The 15,813-nt window shown below is 68.7% G+C and carries 14 protein-coding genes, 1 pseudogene and 1 riboswitch; of the genes and pseudogenes, 5 read left to right on the forward strand and 10 right to left on the reverse strand.

The genetic code is table 11. From position 1 onward, the window contains the following. Positions 1 to 152: pseudogene (locus tag QZV72_RS00215) on the reverse strand (regulator of ribonuclease activity); the annotation flags it as partial. Continuing rightward, positions 149 to 1,027, reverse strand: a complete 879-nt coding sequence (locus tag QZV72_RS00220; protein ID WP_297003890.1) for a S9 family peptidase — start codon at positions 1,025 to 1,027, stop codon at positions 149 to 151. The gene QZV72_RS00220 and the pseudogene QZV72_RS00215, both read right to left, overlap by 4 nt. A gap of 101 nt (positions 1,028 to 1,128) precedes the next feature. On the opposite strand from QZV72_RS00220, the gene secA2 reads away from it, so the two are divergent. The 4 genes from secA2 to QZV72_RS00240 all read left to right on the forward strand — a co-directional run bounded on the left by secA2 (position 1,129) and on the right by QZV72_RS00240 (position 5,686). Then, positions 1,129 to 3,444: an accessory Sec system translocase SecA2 gene (gene secA2 / locus QZV72_RS00225; protein ID WP_297003891.1), complete on the forward strand. Its 2,316-nt coding sequence runs from the start codon at positions 1,129 to 1,131 to the stop codon at positions 3,442 to 3,444. Between the two features lie 164 nt (positions 3,445 to 3,608). Further along, positions 3,609 to 4,043: an oxoglutarate dehydrogenase inhibitor Odhl gene (odhI, locus tag QZV72_RS00230; protein WP_297003892.1), complete on the forward strand. Its 435-nt coding sequence runs from the start codon at positions 3,609 to 3,611 to the stop codon at positions 4,041 to 4,043. A 117-nt stretch (positions 4,044 to 4,160) separates the two neighbouring features. Next, on the forward strand, positions 4,161 to 4,928 hold the full coding sequence (locus QZV72_RS00235) for a MerR family transcriptional regulator (protein WP_297003893.1): 768 nt from the start codon (positions 4,161 to 4,163) through the stop codon (positions 4,926 to 4,928). 230 nt (positions 4,929 to 5,158) lie between these two features. Next, positions 5,159 to 5,686, forward strand: coding sequence for a MerR family transcriptional regulator (locus QZV72_RS00240; RefSeq protein ID WP_297003894.1), 528 nt, complete (start codon positions 5,159 to 5,161; stop codon positions 5,684 to 5,686). A gap of 12 nt (positions 5,687 to 5,698) precedes the next feature. On the opposite strand, the gene QZV72_RS00245 is transcribed toward QZV72_RS00240, so the two are convergent. From QZV72_RS00245 to gndA, 5 genes are all read right to left on the reverse strand, one after another. Further along, the gene (locus QZV72_RS00245; protein ID WP_297003895.1) at positions 5,699 to 6,298 is read right to left on the reverse strand and encodes a hypothetical protein; all 600 of its coding nucleotides are present in this window, start codon (positions 6,296 to 6,298) and stop codon (positions 5,699 to 5,701) included. A gap of 36 nt (positions 6,299 to 6,334) precedes the next feature. Continuing rightward, positions 6,335 to 7,393: a hemolysin family protein gene (locus QZV72_RS00250; protein ID WP_297003896.1), complete on the reverse strand. Its 1,059-nt coding sequence runs from the start codon at positions 7,391 to 7,393 to the stop codon at positions 6,335 to 6,337. Beyond that, positions 7,383 to 8,789, reverse strand: coding sequence for a hemolysin family protein (locus tag QZV72_RS00255; RefSeq protein WP_297003897.1), 1,407 nt, complete (start codon positions 8,787 to 8,789; stop codon positions 7,383 to 7,385). The genes QZV72_RS00250 and QZV72_RS00255 overlap by 11 nt, the downstream gene beginning before the upstream one ends. Before the next feature lie 6 nt (positions 8,790 to 8,795). Next, on the reverse strand, positions 8,796 to 9,953 hold the full coding sequence (locus QZV72_RS00260; RefSeq protein WP_297003903.1) for a DEAD/DEAH box helicase: 1,158 nt from the start codon (positions 9,951 to 9,953) through the stop codon (positions 8,796 to 8,798). A gap of 441 nt (positions 9,954 to 10,394) precedes the next feature. Then, complete coding sequence (gene gndA, locus QZV72_RS00265; protein WP_297003898.1) at positions 10,395 to 11,843, reverse strand: NADP-dependent phosphogluconate dehydrogenase; 1,449 nt, start codon at positions 11,841 to 11,843, stop codon at positions 10,395 to 10,397. 167 nt (positions 11,844 to 12,010) lie between these two features. On the opposite strand from gndA, the gene QZV72_RS00270 reads away from it, so the two are divergent. Continuing rightward, on the forward strand, positions 12,011 to 12,553 hold the full coding sequence (locus QZV72_RS00270) for a PaaI family thioesterase (protein WP_297003899.1): 543 nt from the start codon (positions 12,011 to 12,013) through the stop codon (positions 12,551 to 12,553). Between the two features lie 32 nt (positions 12,554 to 12,585). Here QZV72_RS00270 and QZV72_RS00275 read toward each other — a convergent pair whose 3' ends face one another. The 3 genes from QZV72_RS00275 to thiM all read right to left on the reverse strand — a co-directional run bounded on the left by QZV72_RS00275 (position 12,586) and on the right by thiM (position 15,681). Then, entirely contained in the window at positions 12,586 to 14,151 is a 1,566-nt protein-coding gene (locus QZV72_RS00275) for a bifunctional hydroxymethylpyrimidine kinase/phosphomethylpyrimidine kinase (protein WP_297003900.1), read from the reverse strand. Then, positions 14,148 to 14,846 (reverse strand): thiamine phosphate synthase, encoded by a 699-nt coding sequence (gene thiE, locus QZV72_RS00280; protein WP_297003901.1) that lies wholly within the window; start codon positions 14,844 to 14,846, stop codon positions 14,148 to 14,150. Before thiE ends, QZV72_RS00275 begins: the two co-directional genes overlap by 4 nt. Further along, positions 14,839 to 15,681: a hydroxyethylthiazole kinase gene (gene thiM, locus QZV72_RS00285; RefSeq protein WP_297003902.1), complete on the reverse strand. Its 843-nt coding sequence runs from the start codon at positions 15,679 to 15,681 to the stop codon at positions 14,839 to 14,841. The genes thiE and thiM overlap by 8 nt, the downstream gene beginning before the upstream one ends. After that, a riboswitch (TPP riboswitch) is annotated at positions 15,672 to 15,766 on the reverse strand. Its footprint overlaps the gene before it by 10 nt. Positions 15,767 to 15,813: the final 47 nt, after the last annotated feature.

Raw genomic sequence — 15,813 nt, forward strand, 5'->3', positions numbered from 1 at the left:
AGGCCGTTGTCCTGGAAGCAGCGGACCGTGGTGATGGGGCCGCAGAAGTCGGTGTGCCCGCCGAAATCGCGGAACTGGGTGTCGCAGCTGCGGGCATCCGGCCCGATGATGTCGACGAGGTCGGCGGTGGGGATGAAGGTGATGTCGGTCATAGCTGACTACTGTAGCCGCCACCTGAGACCGCCCAGGCGGTCACCGTCTCCCCGACCCACTGCGCCGATCCACGACGGGTGAGCAGGTGGTCGGCGTCGGGAATGCTGACCAGCGACTTCGGCCAGGACGCCGCGGCGAAGATCCGCTCGGCGTCACCCACCGGAACGGTGCGGTCCTCCGGGGAGTGCAGGACCAGCAGCGGCACCCCCCGCAGACCAGGTTCCGCGATGTCCGCGCGCACCGCGTCCTCGTCGGAGCGTTCGGCCAGGTCGGTGAGGAACCGGCGTCGGAACGTGATGTCGCGTCCGGCGAGGTGGACGGTCCGGGCGTCGTCGTCGCCGGTGGCGTCCCCGAAGACGTCGAGGAGTGAGGACGCCGCCCGGCCAGGCAGATACGGTGCGCCGACGGTGCACACCGCCCGCACCGACGGGATCCGGGGTGCGGCGCGCAGGACGGCAGCGCCACCGAGGGAGTGGCCGACGAGCAGGGAGGGCGGGGTCAGCCTTTCCGCCAGCCACCCGGCTGCGGAGACCAGGTCGTCGACGTTCGAGCTGAAGGTGGTGTCCTCGAAGCGCACACCACCGTCGTCAGGCCCGGACCCTCCCAGGCCGGGAAAGTCCATGCGCAGCGACGCAATGCCGGCGCGGGCCAGCGCACGGGAGATGCGGAAGATGCCCGGGGCGGCCCGGGTACAGGTGAAACAGTGTGCGAGAAGCGCGACCCGGTACCCGGCGTCGCGGAACTCCTCCGGGGACAGGGGCCCTGCGGCGGCGGGCAGGTCGAGCGTCCCGGCGATCGTCGACGGGGATCCGTCGGCCCGGGGCAGTGAACCGGGCAGGGTGATGTTGACCGAGGTGACGGACGGGGAAGCCATGCCACGCACAGTACCGTGGCGTGTCCGCCGGAGCGCCGGGCGGCACGGTGGCGGTGATCGGATATCCTGGAACGGACTGTATCTCCTTCGAAAGGCGTGTGATGGCCGGATTCGGCTGGTTCTGGAAGGCCATGGGATCGTCGGCGACGGCGAACCAGAAGAAGTCGAAGACGATCGTGGGGGAGGCGCAGAACGCCTCCGACCGGCTCTCCGCAGCCTCCGACGCGGAGGTCGTGGAGATCGCCCGCTCGTGTATCGGCTCCGATGAGGCCCGCACCATCGAGGACGCACCGCTGCTGCTCGCCGCAGTACGTGAGGCGGCGTCCCGCACCCTGGGCATGCGTCCGTTCGACGTGCAGCTCCAGGGCGCACTGCGCATGCTCGTCGGTGATGTCGTGGAGATGGCCACCGGTGAGGGCAAGACCCTCGTCGGTGCGATGACAGCGGTCGGATACGGACTGCAGGGCAAGAAGGTCCACGTCATCACGGTGAACTCCTTTCTCGCGGGACGTGACGAGAAATGGATGGGACCGCTGCTCGACTTCTTCGGCCTGACCCACGGGGCGATCGCCGAAGAAGCGGCCCCCGACATCCGACGTGAGGTCTACGCCTGTGACGTGGTCTTCGGCGCGATCAACGAGATCGGCTTCGACGTGCTGCGTGACCAGCTCATCATTCGCCGGGAGGACGCCGTGCGAACCCCCGCCGACGTCGCCGTCGTCGACGAGGCGGACTCGGTGATGGTCGACGAGGCCCTGGTGCCGCTCGTACTGGCGGGTTCCGAGCCGGGGGCGGGTCCGGCGGCGTCGATCACCGCGCTGGTCCGGCGGATGGTGGAGGACCGGCACTTCACCGTCTCCGGTGACCGACGCAGCGTCTTCCTCACCGACGCAGGATCGGCCTTCGTGGAGAAGGAGCTGGGCGTCGAGTCGCTCTACGGGGAGGACGCCGGTGACCTGCTCTCCCAGGTCAACGTTGCCCTGCACGCCCAGTACCTGCTGGTCCGTGACGTGCACTACCTCGTGCGCGACGGTGCTGTCGCGTTGATCGACAACTCCCGCGGTCGCGTCGCCGAGCTGCAGCGCTGGCCGGACGGTCTGCAGGCCGCGGTGGAGGCGAAGGAGGGGCTCACGGTCACCGACGGTGGACGGATCCTCGACCAGGTCACCATCCAGGCCCTGCTGGGTCTCTACCCCCAGAAATGCGGGATGACGGGTACCGCGGTCGCCGCGAGTGACCAGCTCCGCCAGTTCTACGACCTGTCCGTCAGCGTCATCGACCCGAACGTGCCCACGCGGCGCTTCGACGAGGCCGACCACGTCTACGCGGAGTCCGCCGAGCGCGACGCCGCGGTGATCGACCACATCGTGGCGGTCCAGGCGACCGGTCAGCCGGTCCTGGTCGGTACCCAGGATGTCGCCGAGTCCGAGGCGATAGCCGATGCGCTGGTGCTGCGGGGCCTGGACTGTAACGTGCTCAACGCCAAGAACCATGAGGCGGAGGCCGCGGTCATCGCAGAGGCGGGACGTCCCGGGCGCGTCACCGTGTCCACCCAGATGGCAGGTCGCGGAACCGACATCCGTCTCGGCGGTGTCGACGGCGAGCCCGGACGGGAGGAGCATGACCGCGTCGTCGAACTCGGCGGTCTGCACGTCGTCGGTGTCGGAAGGTTCCGCTCCGCCAGGCTGGACAACCAGTTGCGTGGGCGCGCCGGGCGTCAGGGTGACCCCGGCTCCTCGGTGTTCTTCGTCTCCCTGGAGGACGACATGGTCACCGTCGGCGGAGCCGGTGAGGAGCTCACCGCCCAACCTGCCGAGGACGGTCGGATGGAGCAGAGGAAAGTGCTCCAGTTCGTCGATCATTGTCAGCGGGTCACGGAGGGCCAGATGCTCGACATCCACGCGACCACGTGGAAGTACAACAAGCTCATCGCCGATCAGCGGGCGATCGTCAACGAACGTCGCGACCGGGTGCTCGACACCGAGGCCGCCTGGGACGACCTCAGCTACCACGACGTGGAGAAGGCGGGCGCCCTGCAGGCCGCCGGTATCGACCACGGGGTGCTGGTCCAGTCCGCCCGGGAGATCATGCTCTTCCACCTCGATCACGAGTGGAGTGAGCATCTGGCGTACCTCGACGATGTGCGCGAATCGATCCACCTGCGGGCCATCGCCAGGGAGAGCCCGATCGACGAGTTTCACCGGTTGTCCATCGCGGCGTTCGGTGAACTTGCCGAGCGGGCGGTGTCCCTCGCCCGTGAGACCTTCAGCGCCGCGGAGATCACCTCCGACGGTGTGGATCTGGGCGACCTGGGCCTGTACAAGCCCAGTGCGACCTGGACCTACATGGTCAACGACAATCCGCTGAGCTCCACAGGAGGTTCTGTGATGGGTTCCATTGCCTCGATGTTCCGGTGAGAAACTTCACGGGTGTAATCCGGTAACGCCCCGCCACCGCGATGCGGGACGGGTAGTATGATGAGAACAACCCACAGGCAGACCGCCTGATGTGCTTCATGCCCAGCCGCACCCGCGGTGGGGCGACAACGGTCACCAGTACCAGATTCCAGGAGGAACTGAACATGAGCGACAACACCGGGATCCCGGAGGCCTCGGTCGAAACCACCTCGGTCTTCCGTGCAGACCTCCTCAAGGAGATGGAGACCGGTGTGCAGTCCGAATCCACGCCGTCCGGTGTGGAGGGACTGCCCTCCGGTTCCGCGCTTCTCGTCGTGAAGCGTGGTCCGAACGCCGGCTCCCGTTTTCTGCTCGACCAGGACACCACCACCGCCGGCCGCCATCCCGACAGTGACATCTTCCTCGACGATGTCACCGTCTCCCGGCGGCACGCGGAGTTCCGTCGCAGCGGCGACGACTACGAGGTGGTGGACGTGGGGTCGCTCAACGGCACCTACGTCAACCGGGAGCCGAAGAACTCCGCCGTGCTGAGCAACGGCGACGAGATCCAGATCGGCAAGTTCCGCCTTGTCTTCCTCAACGGGGCCAAGGAGGCCTGACCGGTCGCGTGGGCGGTTGTCCGCGCACCGTGACCGTCGGCCCGGACATCGTCCGGGTCGGCGGACGTGTATCAAGACCTGAAATGTCCCGAAGTTCCAGCAGGTACGAGGAGAATCGTGAGTTCGCAGTCCGGAGCAGCCCGTCAGTCCGACGACGAGGTCACCGCGAAGGGGAGTGCCGCGGCGCTCGACCGCAGCCCGGGAATCCTCCCCACCTCGTCCATCGGTGACGTGATCAAGAATCTCCAGGTCGATTTCCCGGAGGTGAAGGTCTCCAAGATCCGGTTCTTCGAGGCCGAGGGGTTGATCAGTCCGAAGCGCAGCAAGTCCGGTTACCGGAGGTTCTCCCCGGAGGACATCTCCCGGATCCGGTACATCCTCGGCCTGCAGCGTGACGAGTTCCTGCCGCTGAAGGTCATCAAGGAACGCCTCGACGCGATGGACGCCGGCAAAGTCACCGCGATCGGGGCGCACAGTGACTCGGTGGCGGGGGCGGTGACCCCCGAACAGTTCCGCGCCCCGAGGATGCGCCGGCTGACCCGGGCCGACGTGTGCGTCCGCTCCGGTGCCGACGATGATTTCCTCGGTGTCCTCGTCCGGATGGACATGGTGGTCCCGGACACCGCCGGGTTCTTCTCCACCGACGACGTCGATGTGGTGAGGATCGCCGCGAAGCTGGGGGAGTTCGGTATCGACTCCCGACACCTCCGGTCGTTGGTGACCATGGCCCGCCGGCAGTCTGACCTGGTCAACCGGGTCACCGAGCCGGTGGCACACCGCCGTGACGAGAATGCTGCGGAGCGTGCTGCAGAGGTCGGGCGCGAGGTCAGTGCACTGCTGGTGTCGCTGCACGCCTCGATGGTCAAGGCGAATCTCTCGCGCTGACAGGTTTTTCTCCAGCTGTTTTCCCCGAACGACAGGCGTGTTGTTACACGGCTGTCGTCAATCTCCTCTGCTAACATCACCCTCAACGTCAAGTTGACCTTGAGACTTCGACGGTGGATCGGCCACTTCCTCGTCCGAGGGGTTGACTGCCCCATTGCGCCGTCTAGTCTTGGGTCAGGTGAATTAGTGGCGCACCGAGGACACGTGCGCCGGAGCATGAGGAGACACGCATGGATCAGCAGGACGCTCTGTTCGAGGTCCACCACGACGACCGGGAGTCAGGCTACCGGGTGACCACGGCCTGCCAGGTCGCGGGCATCACCTACCGGCAGCTCGACTACTGGGCGCGCACCAAGCTCGTCCAGCCTTCGATCCGCACCGCGAAGGGGTCCGGAAGTCAGCGACTGTACTCCTTCCGTGACATCCTCGTGCTGAAGATCGTCAAAGGCTTGCTGGACACCGGAATTTCCCTGCAGAACATCCGCCGGGCCGTCGCCAAGCTCGAGAACTTCGGCATCGACGACCTTGCTGGTCTGACCCTCGTCTCCGACGGGAAGACGGTCTACGCCTGCAACTCCCCGGAGGAGGTCATCGACCTGCTCAACGGTGGTCAGGGCGTCTTCGGTATCGCGGTGCCCGGGCTGATGAAGGAACTCACCGGAACCATCACGGCCTTCCCCTCCGAGCGCAGGGAAGACACCGGCGGCGCCGAGGTCGGCGATGAACTCGCCGCGCGCCGTCGCCTCCGGAGCTCCTGAATCACCCGGCGGTCACCCGCCCACCACCACGCGGGCGAAGTCCGCCCCGGCCCGTGCCTGATCCTCCGGCACCGCCGGGGATGAACCGAACACCACCAGCGGTACCGGCTGCCCGTCCACGGTGGACCCGACGACCGGGGGGACCTCGGGAGCTCCGGCGAGTCCGGCCGTGAGCCCGGTACCCACCGGTAACCAGACCGGTGCCACCGTCGTCGTCCCGTCGGACGGTCCCGCCGCCGTCGCAGAGCGGTAGGCTTCGTCAGCGGATGCCGTGTCCATCACCTCCACCCGCGTGTGAATACAGTGGTCGCGGACCACCGGGTCGGTGGCGGCGTAGGTGTCGACCAGTTCCCGGGCCGTCGGTTCGGCGGCCGGATCCGCCCACACCACCAGATCGAGGTCCCCGGCGAGACAGTCCGACACGTCCCCGTCGCCGGCGCCGCGTGACAGGGTGAACCAGCCGAGGACCAGTGCGACGATCACGACGACTGCCAGCGGAGCCGCCCACACCCATGTCGCCACACCCCGCCGACGACCGGTACTGCGGTGCCGCGGCGTCCGGCCCGCCTCCGGAATCTCCCCGGTCACGAGGACGCCCCCGCCGACACGCACGTGGGCGAGGAGAACGGTGCGGGGAGGGCCAGGGGGTTAGTCATCGTGGGTCCAGTCGCGGACGGTGCCGACGAGCTCCTCGATGACGTCCTCCAGGGTCACCACCCCGACGATCACCCCGTTCTCCTCGACCTGCGCCATGTGCGAGCTGGTGCGACGCAGCTCCTTCATGGCCACGTCGAAGTTCGCCCCACCCTCCACCGTGATCAGCGGACGCAGGTCATTGACGTCGAGTAACTGGTCGGGCCCGGTCGCCGGATCGAGGACGTTGTCCAGCACATCCTTGACGTGGACGTAACCCATGTAGGTTCCGGCGTCGTCGGTGACGGGGAAGCGGGAGAACCCTGTCTCGGAGACGGCGTCCTCGATCTGTCCGACGGTGATACCCCGGGGACCGTAGGCCAGTGCACGGACCCGGTCACGGGGGATGAGCACCTCGTGCAGGGTACGCCTGGAGGAGTTCAGGGCATTGGACAGCCGGTTCGCCTCGGCCGGGGCGATGAGGCCCTCGGACCGGGACTCGGAGATCATCTGTGCCAGTTCGGAGGGGGAGACCGTGGAGTCCAGCTCATCCCGCTGCTCGATACCGAACAAATGCAGGGTCACCCGGGCGATCCAGTTCAGCATCACCATGATCGGGTGGGCGATCCTGCAGAAGAGCATGTGGGGGCCGACGAGGATGGTCGCCACCGATTCCGGGCCGGCCAGGGCGATGTTCTTCGGCACCATCTCACCGAGGATGATGTGCAGAATCGTGACCAGCAGCAGCGAGATGGCGAAACCTACCGGGTGCAGCAGGTCCCCGGGGACACCGAGTGCGTGGAAGGGTGCCTCGATGAGATGGGCGATGGCGGGTTCGCCGACCTTGCCCAGCAGCAGCGAGGCTATGGTGATGCCGAACTGCGCTCCGGCGAGCATGATCGTCAGGTCCTCGGTCGCCCTGATCACCTGGAGCGCCCGTCGGTTACCCGAGGCGGCCATGTTCTCCAGCCGGTCCCGGCGTGAGGAGATCAGGGCGAACTCCACACCGACGAAGTAGGCGTTCACGCCCAGCAGAACGACAGTGAGGACCACTGCCCAGATGTCACCGCCCATTTCCGGCACCTCCCTGATCCGGGGCATCCGACCGGGGTGCCAGCGTCACCGGGCGCAGCAGGACCTTGTCGACACGTCTGACGTCCATGGACTCCACCCTGGCCTCCCACCGGACCTCCGGTCCATCAGCGAAGGCGTCCATTGTACCGCGGGCGTCCGCGGGCAGGGAGACGACGTCGCCCACAGCGGGGACACGGCCGAGAGTGGCCATCACCAGACCGCCGAGGGTCTCGTAGGGGCCTTCAGGGGCATCGTAACCGCAGATATCCTGCACCTCGTCGCAGCGCAGCAGTCCGGACAGCTCCCAGCTCCGGCCGACCTGACGGAACTCCTGCTCCTCCTCACGGTTGTCGTGCTCGTCCCAGACCTCGCCGAGAATCTCCTCGACGACGTCCTCGATCGTGACGATGCCGGCGGTGCCGCCGTACTCGTCGGCGACGAGGATGAGCTGGGAGCCGGCGAGCCGCACCTGCCGCAGCACGGCGTCCCCGCCGAGGCTCTCCGGTACCGTGGGCACCGGCCGGGCCAGGACGCCGACGACCGTGGTGGACCGTACGGCTGCGGGGATGGTCAGGGCGTCCTTGACGTGGACGACGCCGACCGTCTCATCGAGATCCCCACGGACCACCGGGAACCGGGAATGTCCGGACTCGTGGGCCAGCCGGATCAGGACCAGTGCGGAATCGTCGACGTCGAGGGTGTCGACCTTCGCCCGGGGGGTCATGAGGTCCTCGGCAGTGGCGTCCCCGAAGCGCAGTGACCGGTCGAGGATGCGTACCTTGGACTGGTCGAAGCCCTCGGATCCGGAGGAGTGCCGCACCAGTGCGCTGAGCTCCTGCGGAGAGCGGGCTGACGCCAGCTCATCGGCGGGTTCTATGCCGAGCCGGCGGACGATATGGTTCGCCACCCAGTTCAGGGCACGGATGAAGCCGCGGAAGACCCTGTTGAAGTGCCACACCGGTGCGGTGAGGACGCGGGCGGTGCCCAGCGGATTGGCTATCGCCATGTTCTTCGGCACAAGCTCGCCGAAGACCATCGACAGGACCGTGGCGATCACCAGACTCAGTACCAGGGCGACGGGCATGGATGCGGACTCACTGAGCCCGGTGAGCTCCAGCAACGGGGTGAGGAACTTCGCCAGGATCGGCTCGGCGAGATAGCCGGTGGCCAGTGTGGTGATGGTAATGCCCAACTGCATGCCCGAGAGCATGAAACTGAGGTTGCTGTGAGCCTTCTGCACCATCTTCGAAGCGGCGTCGCCCCGGGTGGCGACGTCATTGTCGATCGTGGAGCGTTCGAGACTGGTGGTCGCGAACTCCACGGCGACGAAGACACCGGTCCCCGCCGTGAGCAGTACGAAGCCCAGGAGCCCGAGGATGCTGAGCAGGATGTCCATTGTCGGCTACCGGCCCTCCGCCAGCCCCAGATCGCCGAGGTGGCGATCGATGCCCGGACCGTGGGGATCATCGAGATTCCACTCGGTCGGGGTGACACCGGCCTTGCGCATCATCGCCACGGTGTCCTTCTTCTGGTCGGCCAGGGTCAGGGTGAGCACCGTACCCTTCTCACCGGCGCGGGCGGTGCGGCCGGCGCGGTGGACGTAGGCCTTGTGCTCGGCCGGGGGGTCGATGTGGACGACGAGGTCCACACCTTTGATGTCGATACCGCGGGCGGCGATGTCGGTGGCGACGAGGACGGTCGCCGTCCCGTCGGTGAACTCACGGATCGCCCGGGTGCGGGCACCCTGCCCCTTGTCACCGTGGAGCCCGACGGCCGGGGTCCCGTCACGGACGAGCTTCTTGACCTGACGATCGACGGTGTGCTTGGTGCGCATGAACATGATGGTCTTCGTTGACGCACGGCCGAGCTCCAGGACCACCTCGTTACGGAAGGGCTTGTCGGGGACCACGCCGAGGTAGTGGTCCATCGAGTCGACCTTCGCGGCGACCTCGCCGGTGGAATGGGTCACCGGGTCATTCATGTAACGCTCGATGAGCACCTTGATGTCGCCGTCGAGAGTCGCGGAGAAGAACAGGTGCTGGGCGTCTGCCGGCATCCGGTCGAGAAGACGACGGACCTGAGGCAGGAAGCCCATGTCCGCCATCTGGTCGGCCTCGTCGAGGGCGACGATCTCGACCCGGTCGAGGAACAGCGCCTTCTGGCCGATGAGGTCCTCCGCCCGGCCCGGGGTCGCCACGAGAATGTCGACCGGACGGGCGAGGGCGGTGAAGTTGCGCTTGATGTTGACGCCACCGACGACCTCGATGACACGCTGTCCGACCGACTCTGCGAGCGGACGCAGTCGCTCGGCGACCTGCTGGGCCAGCTCACGGGTCGGCACGAGGATCGCAGCCCGGGGATGCCCCGGCCTCGAGGAGCCGCCGACCAGGCGGGTGACGACCGGGAGACCGAAGGTGAAGGTCTTTCCGGAGCCGGTCGGACCACGGCCGAGGACATCGCGTCCGGCGAGCCCGTCCGGGATGGCGGCGGCCTGGATCGGGAAGGGGTGGACCAGACCCTGGCGGGTCAGCTCGCTGACCACGGGGTCCGGCAGGCCCATCCCGGAGAACCGGACGGCGGTGTCGACACCCGCCACCGGGCCGGACGCCGCCGGCGCCGGGGCAGGACGCTGCGCCCGGGGCACCTCGGGGGTGCGGGTCCGCGGCTGCTGCTGGTTCCGGGACCGGTTCCGGGGGTGCCCCTGGCGGTTGCGCTGGCCGTCCTGCGTCCGTTCGGAGCGGCCTTCGGAACCGGCGGGACGACGCCTGCGGTTCCTTCCGGACTTGCCGCCCTGGTTGTCGCGGATCGGCCGGCCCTGCAGGTCGACCTTCTCCGGTCGACGGTCGCGTCCGCTGCGTCCGCCGGCGTTGCCGGAGCCTGAGTCATCGGATCCGACGGCCCGACTGCCGCGGACTACGCGGCGGCGACGTGCACCACCGGTGGAGCCGGACTGCCCCGAAGAGCGGTTCTGGGCCGAATGTCTGTCAGAGGATGCGCCCACTTAGGCCTCAACCTCGCTGCGGTCGCCGGACCAGAGGGTGTGGAAGTGGCCGGGACGGTCGGTGCGCTCGTAGGTGTGGGCGCCGAAGAAGTCCCGCTGGCCCTGGACCAGTGCGGCGGGCAGACGCTCGGCACGCAGCGAATCGTAGTAGGACAGCGAGGAGGAGAACACCGGGACCGGCAGCCCGAGACGGGTGGCGGCGATGACGACGCGGCGCCAGGAGTCCACCAGGCCGGAGACCTCACCTCTGAAGTACGGGTCGAGGAGCAGGGACCGGACACCGGGGTCGGTGTTGTACGCGTCCACGATGCGGTTGAGGAACTTCGCGCGGATGATGCATCCACCGCGCCAGATCGTGGCGAGGTCGCGGGGGTCGACGTTCCAGCCGTGCTCATCGGAGCCGGCCTTGATCTCGTCGAAACCCTGGGCGTAGGCCACGAGCTTGGAGGCGTAGAGGGCACGGCGCACGTCCTCCACGAAGTCGTCCTTCGACACCCCGAGTGCCTCGAGGGTGGTCAGATCGCCGGAGGGCAGCGAACCGGTGGTCGCGGCGCGCTGCTCACGCGCACCGGACAGGGCGCGGGCGAAGACGGCCTCGCCGATGCCGGTGGTGGGGATACCGAGGTCGAGGGCGGCCTTGACGGTCCAGCGGCCGGTGCCCTTCTGGCCGGCGGCGTCGACGATGACGTCGATCAGCGGCTTCCCGGTGGCGGCGTCTACCTGGGAGAGCACCTCCGCGGTGATCTCGATGAGGTACGAGTCCAGGTCGCCGGCGTTCCAGGTGCGGAATATCCCGGCGATCTCGGCGGGCCCGATACCGGCGGCGTAGCGCAGCAGATGGTAGGCCTCGCCGATGACCTGCATGTCGGCGTACTCGATGCCGTTGTGGACCATCTTGACGAAGTGACCGGCGCCGTCGGGGCCGATGTGGGTGCAGCACGGGGTGCCGTCGACCTTCGCGGAGATGTCCTCCAGCAGCGGGCCGAGGGACTTGTACGACTCCGCCGGGCCACCAGGCATGATCGCCGGGCCGTTGAGGGCACCCTCCTCGCCGCCGGAAATGCCGGCGCCGACGAAGTGGAGGTCGCGGGCGGACATCTCCGCCTCGCGGCGGATTGTGTCGGTGTAGAGCGCGTTACCGCCGTCGATGATGATGTCACCGGGCTCCATCGCGTCTGCGAGCTGGTTGATCACTGCGTCGGTGGCACTGCCGGCCTGGACCATGATCAGGGCGCGGCGGGGACGCTCCAGGGAGGCGACGAACTCCTCGACGGTGGCCGCGGGGACGAAGGACCCCGTGGAACCGAACTCGGCCATGAAGCCGTCGGTCCGGGCGGTGGTGCGGTTGTAGACGGCGACGGTGTGCCCGTGGTTGGCGAAGTTCCGGGCGATGTTGGAACCCATCACTGCCAGGCCGACGACACCGATCTGTGCGGAGGAATCTGTCATGGTTGCCTATAGTAGCGTCCGCTCAGGCTGCTCCGCCCGATGCGCCCCGCCGAGCACCTCGGGCGACTAGACTCTCCGGGGAACACCGCCGCTGAGTCAGGATTCAGTAGGCGGGCCAGACATCGGTGAGACACCGGCGAGACATCGGGACAATCAGGGAGCACATGATGACGGAGTACACCGGGACGCAGCGGGACGCGCACCGTACGGACGGCACGGACCGCGCGGATAGGGCCGGCGTCCTGGCCCGGATGACGGAGCTGATGGGGAAGGTGGCCGCCGGCGACATCAGTGACGCCGAGTCTGCGGAGCTGTCCACGATCTTCGCGGAGAAGGTCCCCGGGCTCGACGCCACCCTCGGTGTGAGGTACCTGGCGTTTTCCCCGGAGCTCGTCACCGAGCTCGCCGTCACCCGGGACCACGTCCAACCGTGGGGCGTCACCAACGGCGGTGTCTACGCCAGCCTGGGGGAGTCCGCCGGGTCGTTCGCCGGCTTCATCGCCACCGGGGGGAAGGCGAATGTCATGGGTGTGACCAACTCGACGAACTTCCTGCGCCCGTCGGTGCCCGGAGATGTCATCCGCTCGACCGCCCACGCGGTCCACACCGGTCGGAGCAGTCAACTCTGGCGGATCGACCACGTCAACGCGTCCTCCGGGAAGCTGTTGGCGACGACCGAGCTGCGGACAGTCGTCGCGCCGATGAGGTGACGGTCGACGACCGGTGGGTACGGCCGGGCCCGTCAGGCCCGTCGCGCAGCCTGGTCGAAGAACTCGACCTCCCACCGGGAGGCGTCCAGGTACGCCCGGGCCGCCTCTGCGCGCTGGGCCGGCGTCGCGTCCGCGAACGCCTTCTCGACCAGACCGACGGCGCGGGAGACGCTGCCGGTGAAGCCAGGGTCGGAGTAGGCGTCCACCCATTCGGCGAAGGGATTGTCGTCCGACGACCGTGCGGCGAGGGCGAGCCCGACCTCGGCGTAGAGCCAGTAGCAGGGCAGGACGGCGGCCGCACCGACGACGTGGTCACGGGTGCGCACACAGCGCATGAGGTGCGAGGTGTAGGACGCCGTGACGTGCGAGGGCGTCGCGGTGCCCGCGTCACCCAGCCAGGAGCGGTGCAGCTCCGCCTCTTCCTCAAGGCACTCCGCGGCACCCTTGACCCAGAACAGGGCGGATGCCTGGTCCGGGGCGGAGGCCGCCAGCGACGCCAACGCCGGGGAGTAGAGGGAGAGATAGACGGCGTCCTGGGCGAGGTAGAAGGAGAAGTCGTCGGGCGAGAGGGTGCCGGCGCCGAGGTCGGTGATGAACGGCAGGGCGAGAATGTCGTCGTAGAGCGGTGCGGACGTCTCCCACAGCGCCGCGGTCCACGGTCCCGCGGCGGGGATGCGCGGGGAGACAGGGCGAACAGCGGGGGGCGTCGCCACCGCGGTGAGGTCGGCCGGGGTATCCAGACCCGCCGGAACTGAGGCGGTGAGTCGCCACGGGGTCGTGTCGGCGGCCGCGGCGAGTCGCCGGGAACGGTGGGTGTGGTCCACCGGCCCGTTGCCGGTGCCGACATGGAGATCGTCGGCGTACCGGATCGCCTCGGCCAGCCAGCCGGTGGCCCAGGCCAGTGCCTCCGGGGTGGACTGCCCGGCCGCCAGCCGTGTGGTCAGCGCCGAGGACAGGGAACAACCGGTGCCGTGGGTGTTGTTCGTCGCGACCCGGGCGACCGGCACCGTGTGGACCGTACCGTCCGGTGTGACGACCGAGTTGTCTGCGGACGCCCCGGACAGGTGGCCGCCCTTGACGATGACGGTGGTCCCCAGGTCTGCGGCCAGACCGCGTCCCTGGTCCAGAGCTTCGTCGACGGTGGCGGCGGTCCGGGTCCCCGCGAGCACCGCGAGCTCGGCGAGATTCGGGGTGATCACGTCCGCCGCCCGGCACAGTTCGACCAGTGCGGCCTCGGCATCCGCGGTGAGCAGTCTGTCACCGCTGGTGGCGACCATCACCGGGTCGACGACGAGTACCGGGACCCGGTGCTCCTGCAGGTACGCGGTGACGGTCCGGGTGATCTCGGCGGTGCCCAGCATGCCGATCTTCACGGCGTCCACGGTGACATCGTCGAAGACGGCGTCGAGCTGGGCGGTGAGGAAACCGGTGTCCGGGGTGTGGATCCCCCGGACCCCGTGGGTGTTCTGGGCGACCAGGGCGGTCACCACGGTCATGGCGAAGCCGCCGGCCTCGCAGATCGCCTTGATGTCGGCCTGGATTCCGGCACCGCCGGTCGGATCGGTGCCGGCGATGGACAGGACGCGGGGGATGGTCATGATGTCTCCTGAAGGGGAAAGGTGTCGTCGATGAGGGCGCGCAGGTCATGCGCGGCGGCGGAGGGGTCGGTGGCGGCCATGACCGCCGAGACGGTGCACAGTCCGTCCACCCCGGCGCCCAGCAGTGCGGCACCGTTGACGGTGCTCACATGGCCGATGGCCACGGTGGGGATGCCGAGGGTGCGGGCCCGCGCGGCCAGTGTCCCCACCCCGGTCACGCCCAGGGGAGTGGCGGCGTCGGGTTTGGTGGAGGTCTGCTCCACCGGGCCGACGCCCAGGACATCCGGGGGCCGGACGCCGTCGGCGATGTCCCGGGCGACTGCGTCGAGATGGGCGGTGGTCTCCACCGACAACCCGATCATGCAGTGGGCGGGGAGCATCTCACGGGCGGTGCGGTAGGGCATGTCGTCCTGACCTATGTGCAGGTGCAGTCCCAGTTCCACGGCGGTGTCCACCCGGTCGTTGACGAACAGCGGCACCCGGTCGGCGATGACCGACCTGAGCTCCGCTGCCCGGGCGGTGAAGATGCCGGGTGAGGCGTCCTTGTCCCGCAGCTGGACGACGGTCACCCCGCCACGCACCGCGGCGTCGACGATGCCGGGGACACGGTCAGGGCCGCCACCGAGACGGGGATCGGTGACGAGGTAGAGCGACCAGTCGACCTGCGCCGGTCCACACAACCCGGACTCATGCATCGATGTCCACCGATCCGGCGATCTCCGCCGCGCTCAGGGAGTACAACCGGTCGATCCAGGCGACGGCGAAACTTCCCGGGGAGGACGTCTCCCGCGCCGCAGCGGATCCGGCCGCACCGACGTGGGCGTGGGCCGTGACCACCGCAGCGTGCAGGTCGGTGGCGTCTGCCCCGGTGGTCCCGGCCACTTCAGCACCGAGATAGGCGGCGGTCAGCGCGCCGAGCGCGCAGCCGGTGCCCACCACCCGCTGCATCAACGGGTCCCCCGAGGTCAACCAGGTGACCCGGGGGGTACCGTCCCGGCGGGTGCTGACGATGAGGTCCCGGGGTCCGGACACCGCGACCACGGCACCGGTCGCCGATGCCAGTGCGGTGGCAGCGGGGAGCGCAGACTCGACCGCGTCGGTGGAGTCCACGCCCCGACCTCCGGCGGCGGGGGTGGCGCCGGTGACCAACCCGGCGAGTGCCCGGATTTCGGAGGGGTTGCCGCGTACCGCCGCCGGACGGTGCCGGACGATGTCGGCGGCGGCGGCGGTCCGGGCGGCGGGCCCACCGCAGGCCACCGGGTCGAGGAGCCACGGGGTGCCTGCCTCACCGGCGCCGCGCACCGCCTCACGCACGGCGGTGTACCCGGCGGCGGTGGGCGTCCCCAGATTGACGAGCACACCGGACGCGACGCGGGCGAAATCCGCGGCCTCTTCGGGGGTGTCCACCATCGCCGGCGACGCCCCGGCGGCGAGGAGGGCATTGGCGGTGAACTGCGTGACGACCGTGTTGGTCAGGCACTGCACCAGTGGCGCGGTGCTACGGAGGTGGTCGACGCGTGCCGAGATCATCTGACATTCCCTTCGCTAGTGCGAGCTAGAGCAGGTTCGACGGGTGTGTTCTCAGCGCCGTCGGTGGCGCACCCCGTGTCCGTGGCGTCCAGGGTACCCGGAGCGGCCGGACCCATCGAGGAGGCCCACCCA

It is taken from the genome of uncultured Corynebacterium sp. (assembly GCF_902782855.1).
Classification (GTDB): Bacteria; Actinomycetota; Actinomycetes; order Mycobacteriales; family Mycobacteriaceae; genus Corynebacterium.

Coding starts and splice junctions, on each gene's coding strand:
- QZV72_RS00255 (WP_297003897.1), bottom strand. CDS start 8,789: ATGGACATCCTGCTCAGCATCCTCGGGCTCCTGGGCTTCGTACTGCTC.
- QZV72_RS00250 (WP_297003896.1), bottom strand. CDS start 7,393: ATGGGCGGTGACATCTGGGCAGTGGTCCTCACTGTCGTTCTGCTGGGC.
- thiE (WP_297003901.1), bottom strand. CDS start 14,846: ATGCATGAGTCCGGGTTGTGTGGACCGGCGCAGGTCGACTGGTCGCTC.
- gndA (WP_297003898.1), bottom strand. CDS start 11,843: ATGACAGATTCCTCCGCACAGATCGGTGTCGTCGGCCTGGCAGTGATG.
- QZV72_RS00220 (WP_297003890.1), bottom strand. CDS start 1,027: ATGGCTTCCCCGTCCGTCACCTCGGTCAACATCACCCTGCCCGGTTCA.
- secA2 (WP_297003891.1), top strand. CDS start 1,129: ATGGCCGGATTCGGCTGGTTCTGGAAGGCCATGGGATCGTCGGCGACG.
- QZV72_RS00275 (WP_297003900.1), bottom strand. CDS start 14,151: ATGACCATCCCCCGCGTCCTGTCCATCGCCGGCACCGATCCGACCGGC.
- QZV72_RS00270 (WP_297003899.1), top strand. CDS start 12,011: ATGACGGAGTACACCGGGACGCAGCGGGACGCGCACCGTACGGACGGC.
- thiM (WP_297003902.1), bottom strand. CDS start 15,681: ATGATCTCGGCACGCGTCGACCACCTCCGTAGCACCGCGCCACTGGTG.
- QZV72_RS00260 (WP_297003903.1), bottom strand. CDS start 9,953: ATGGGCCTGCCGGACCCCGTGGTCAGCGAGCTGACCCGCCAGGGTCTG.
- odhI (WP_297003892.1), top strand. CDS start 3,609: ATGAGCGACAACACCGGGATCCCGGAGGCCTCGGTCGAAACCACCTCG.
- QZV72_RS00240 (WP_297003894.1), top strand. CDS start 5,159: ATGGATCAGCAGGACGCTCTGTTCGAGGTCCACCACGACGACCGGGAG.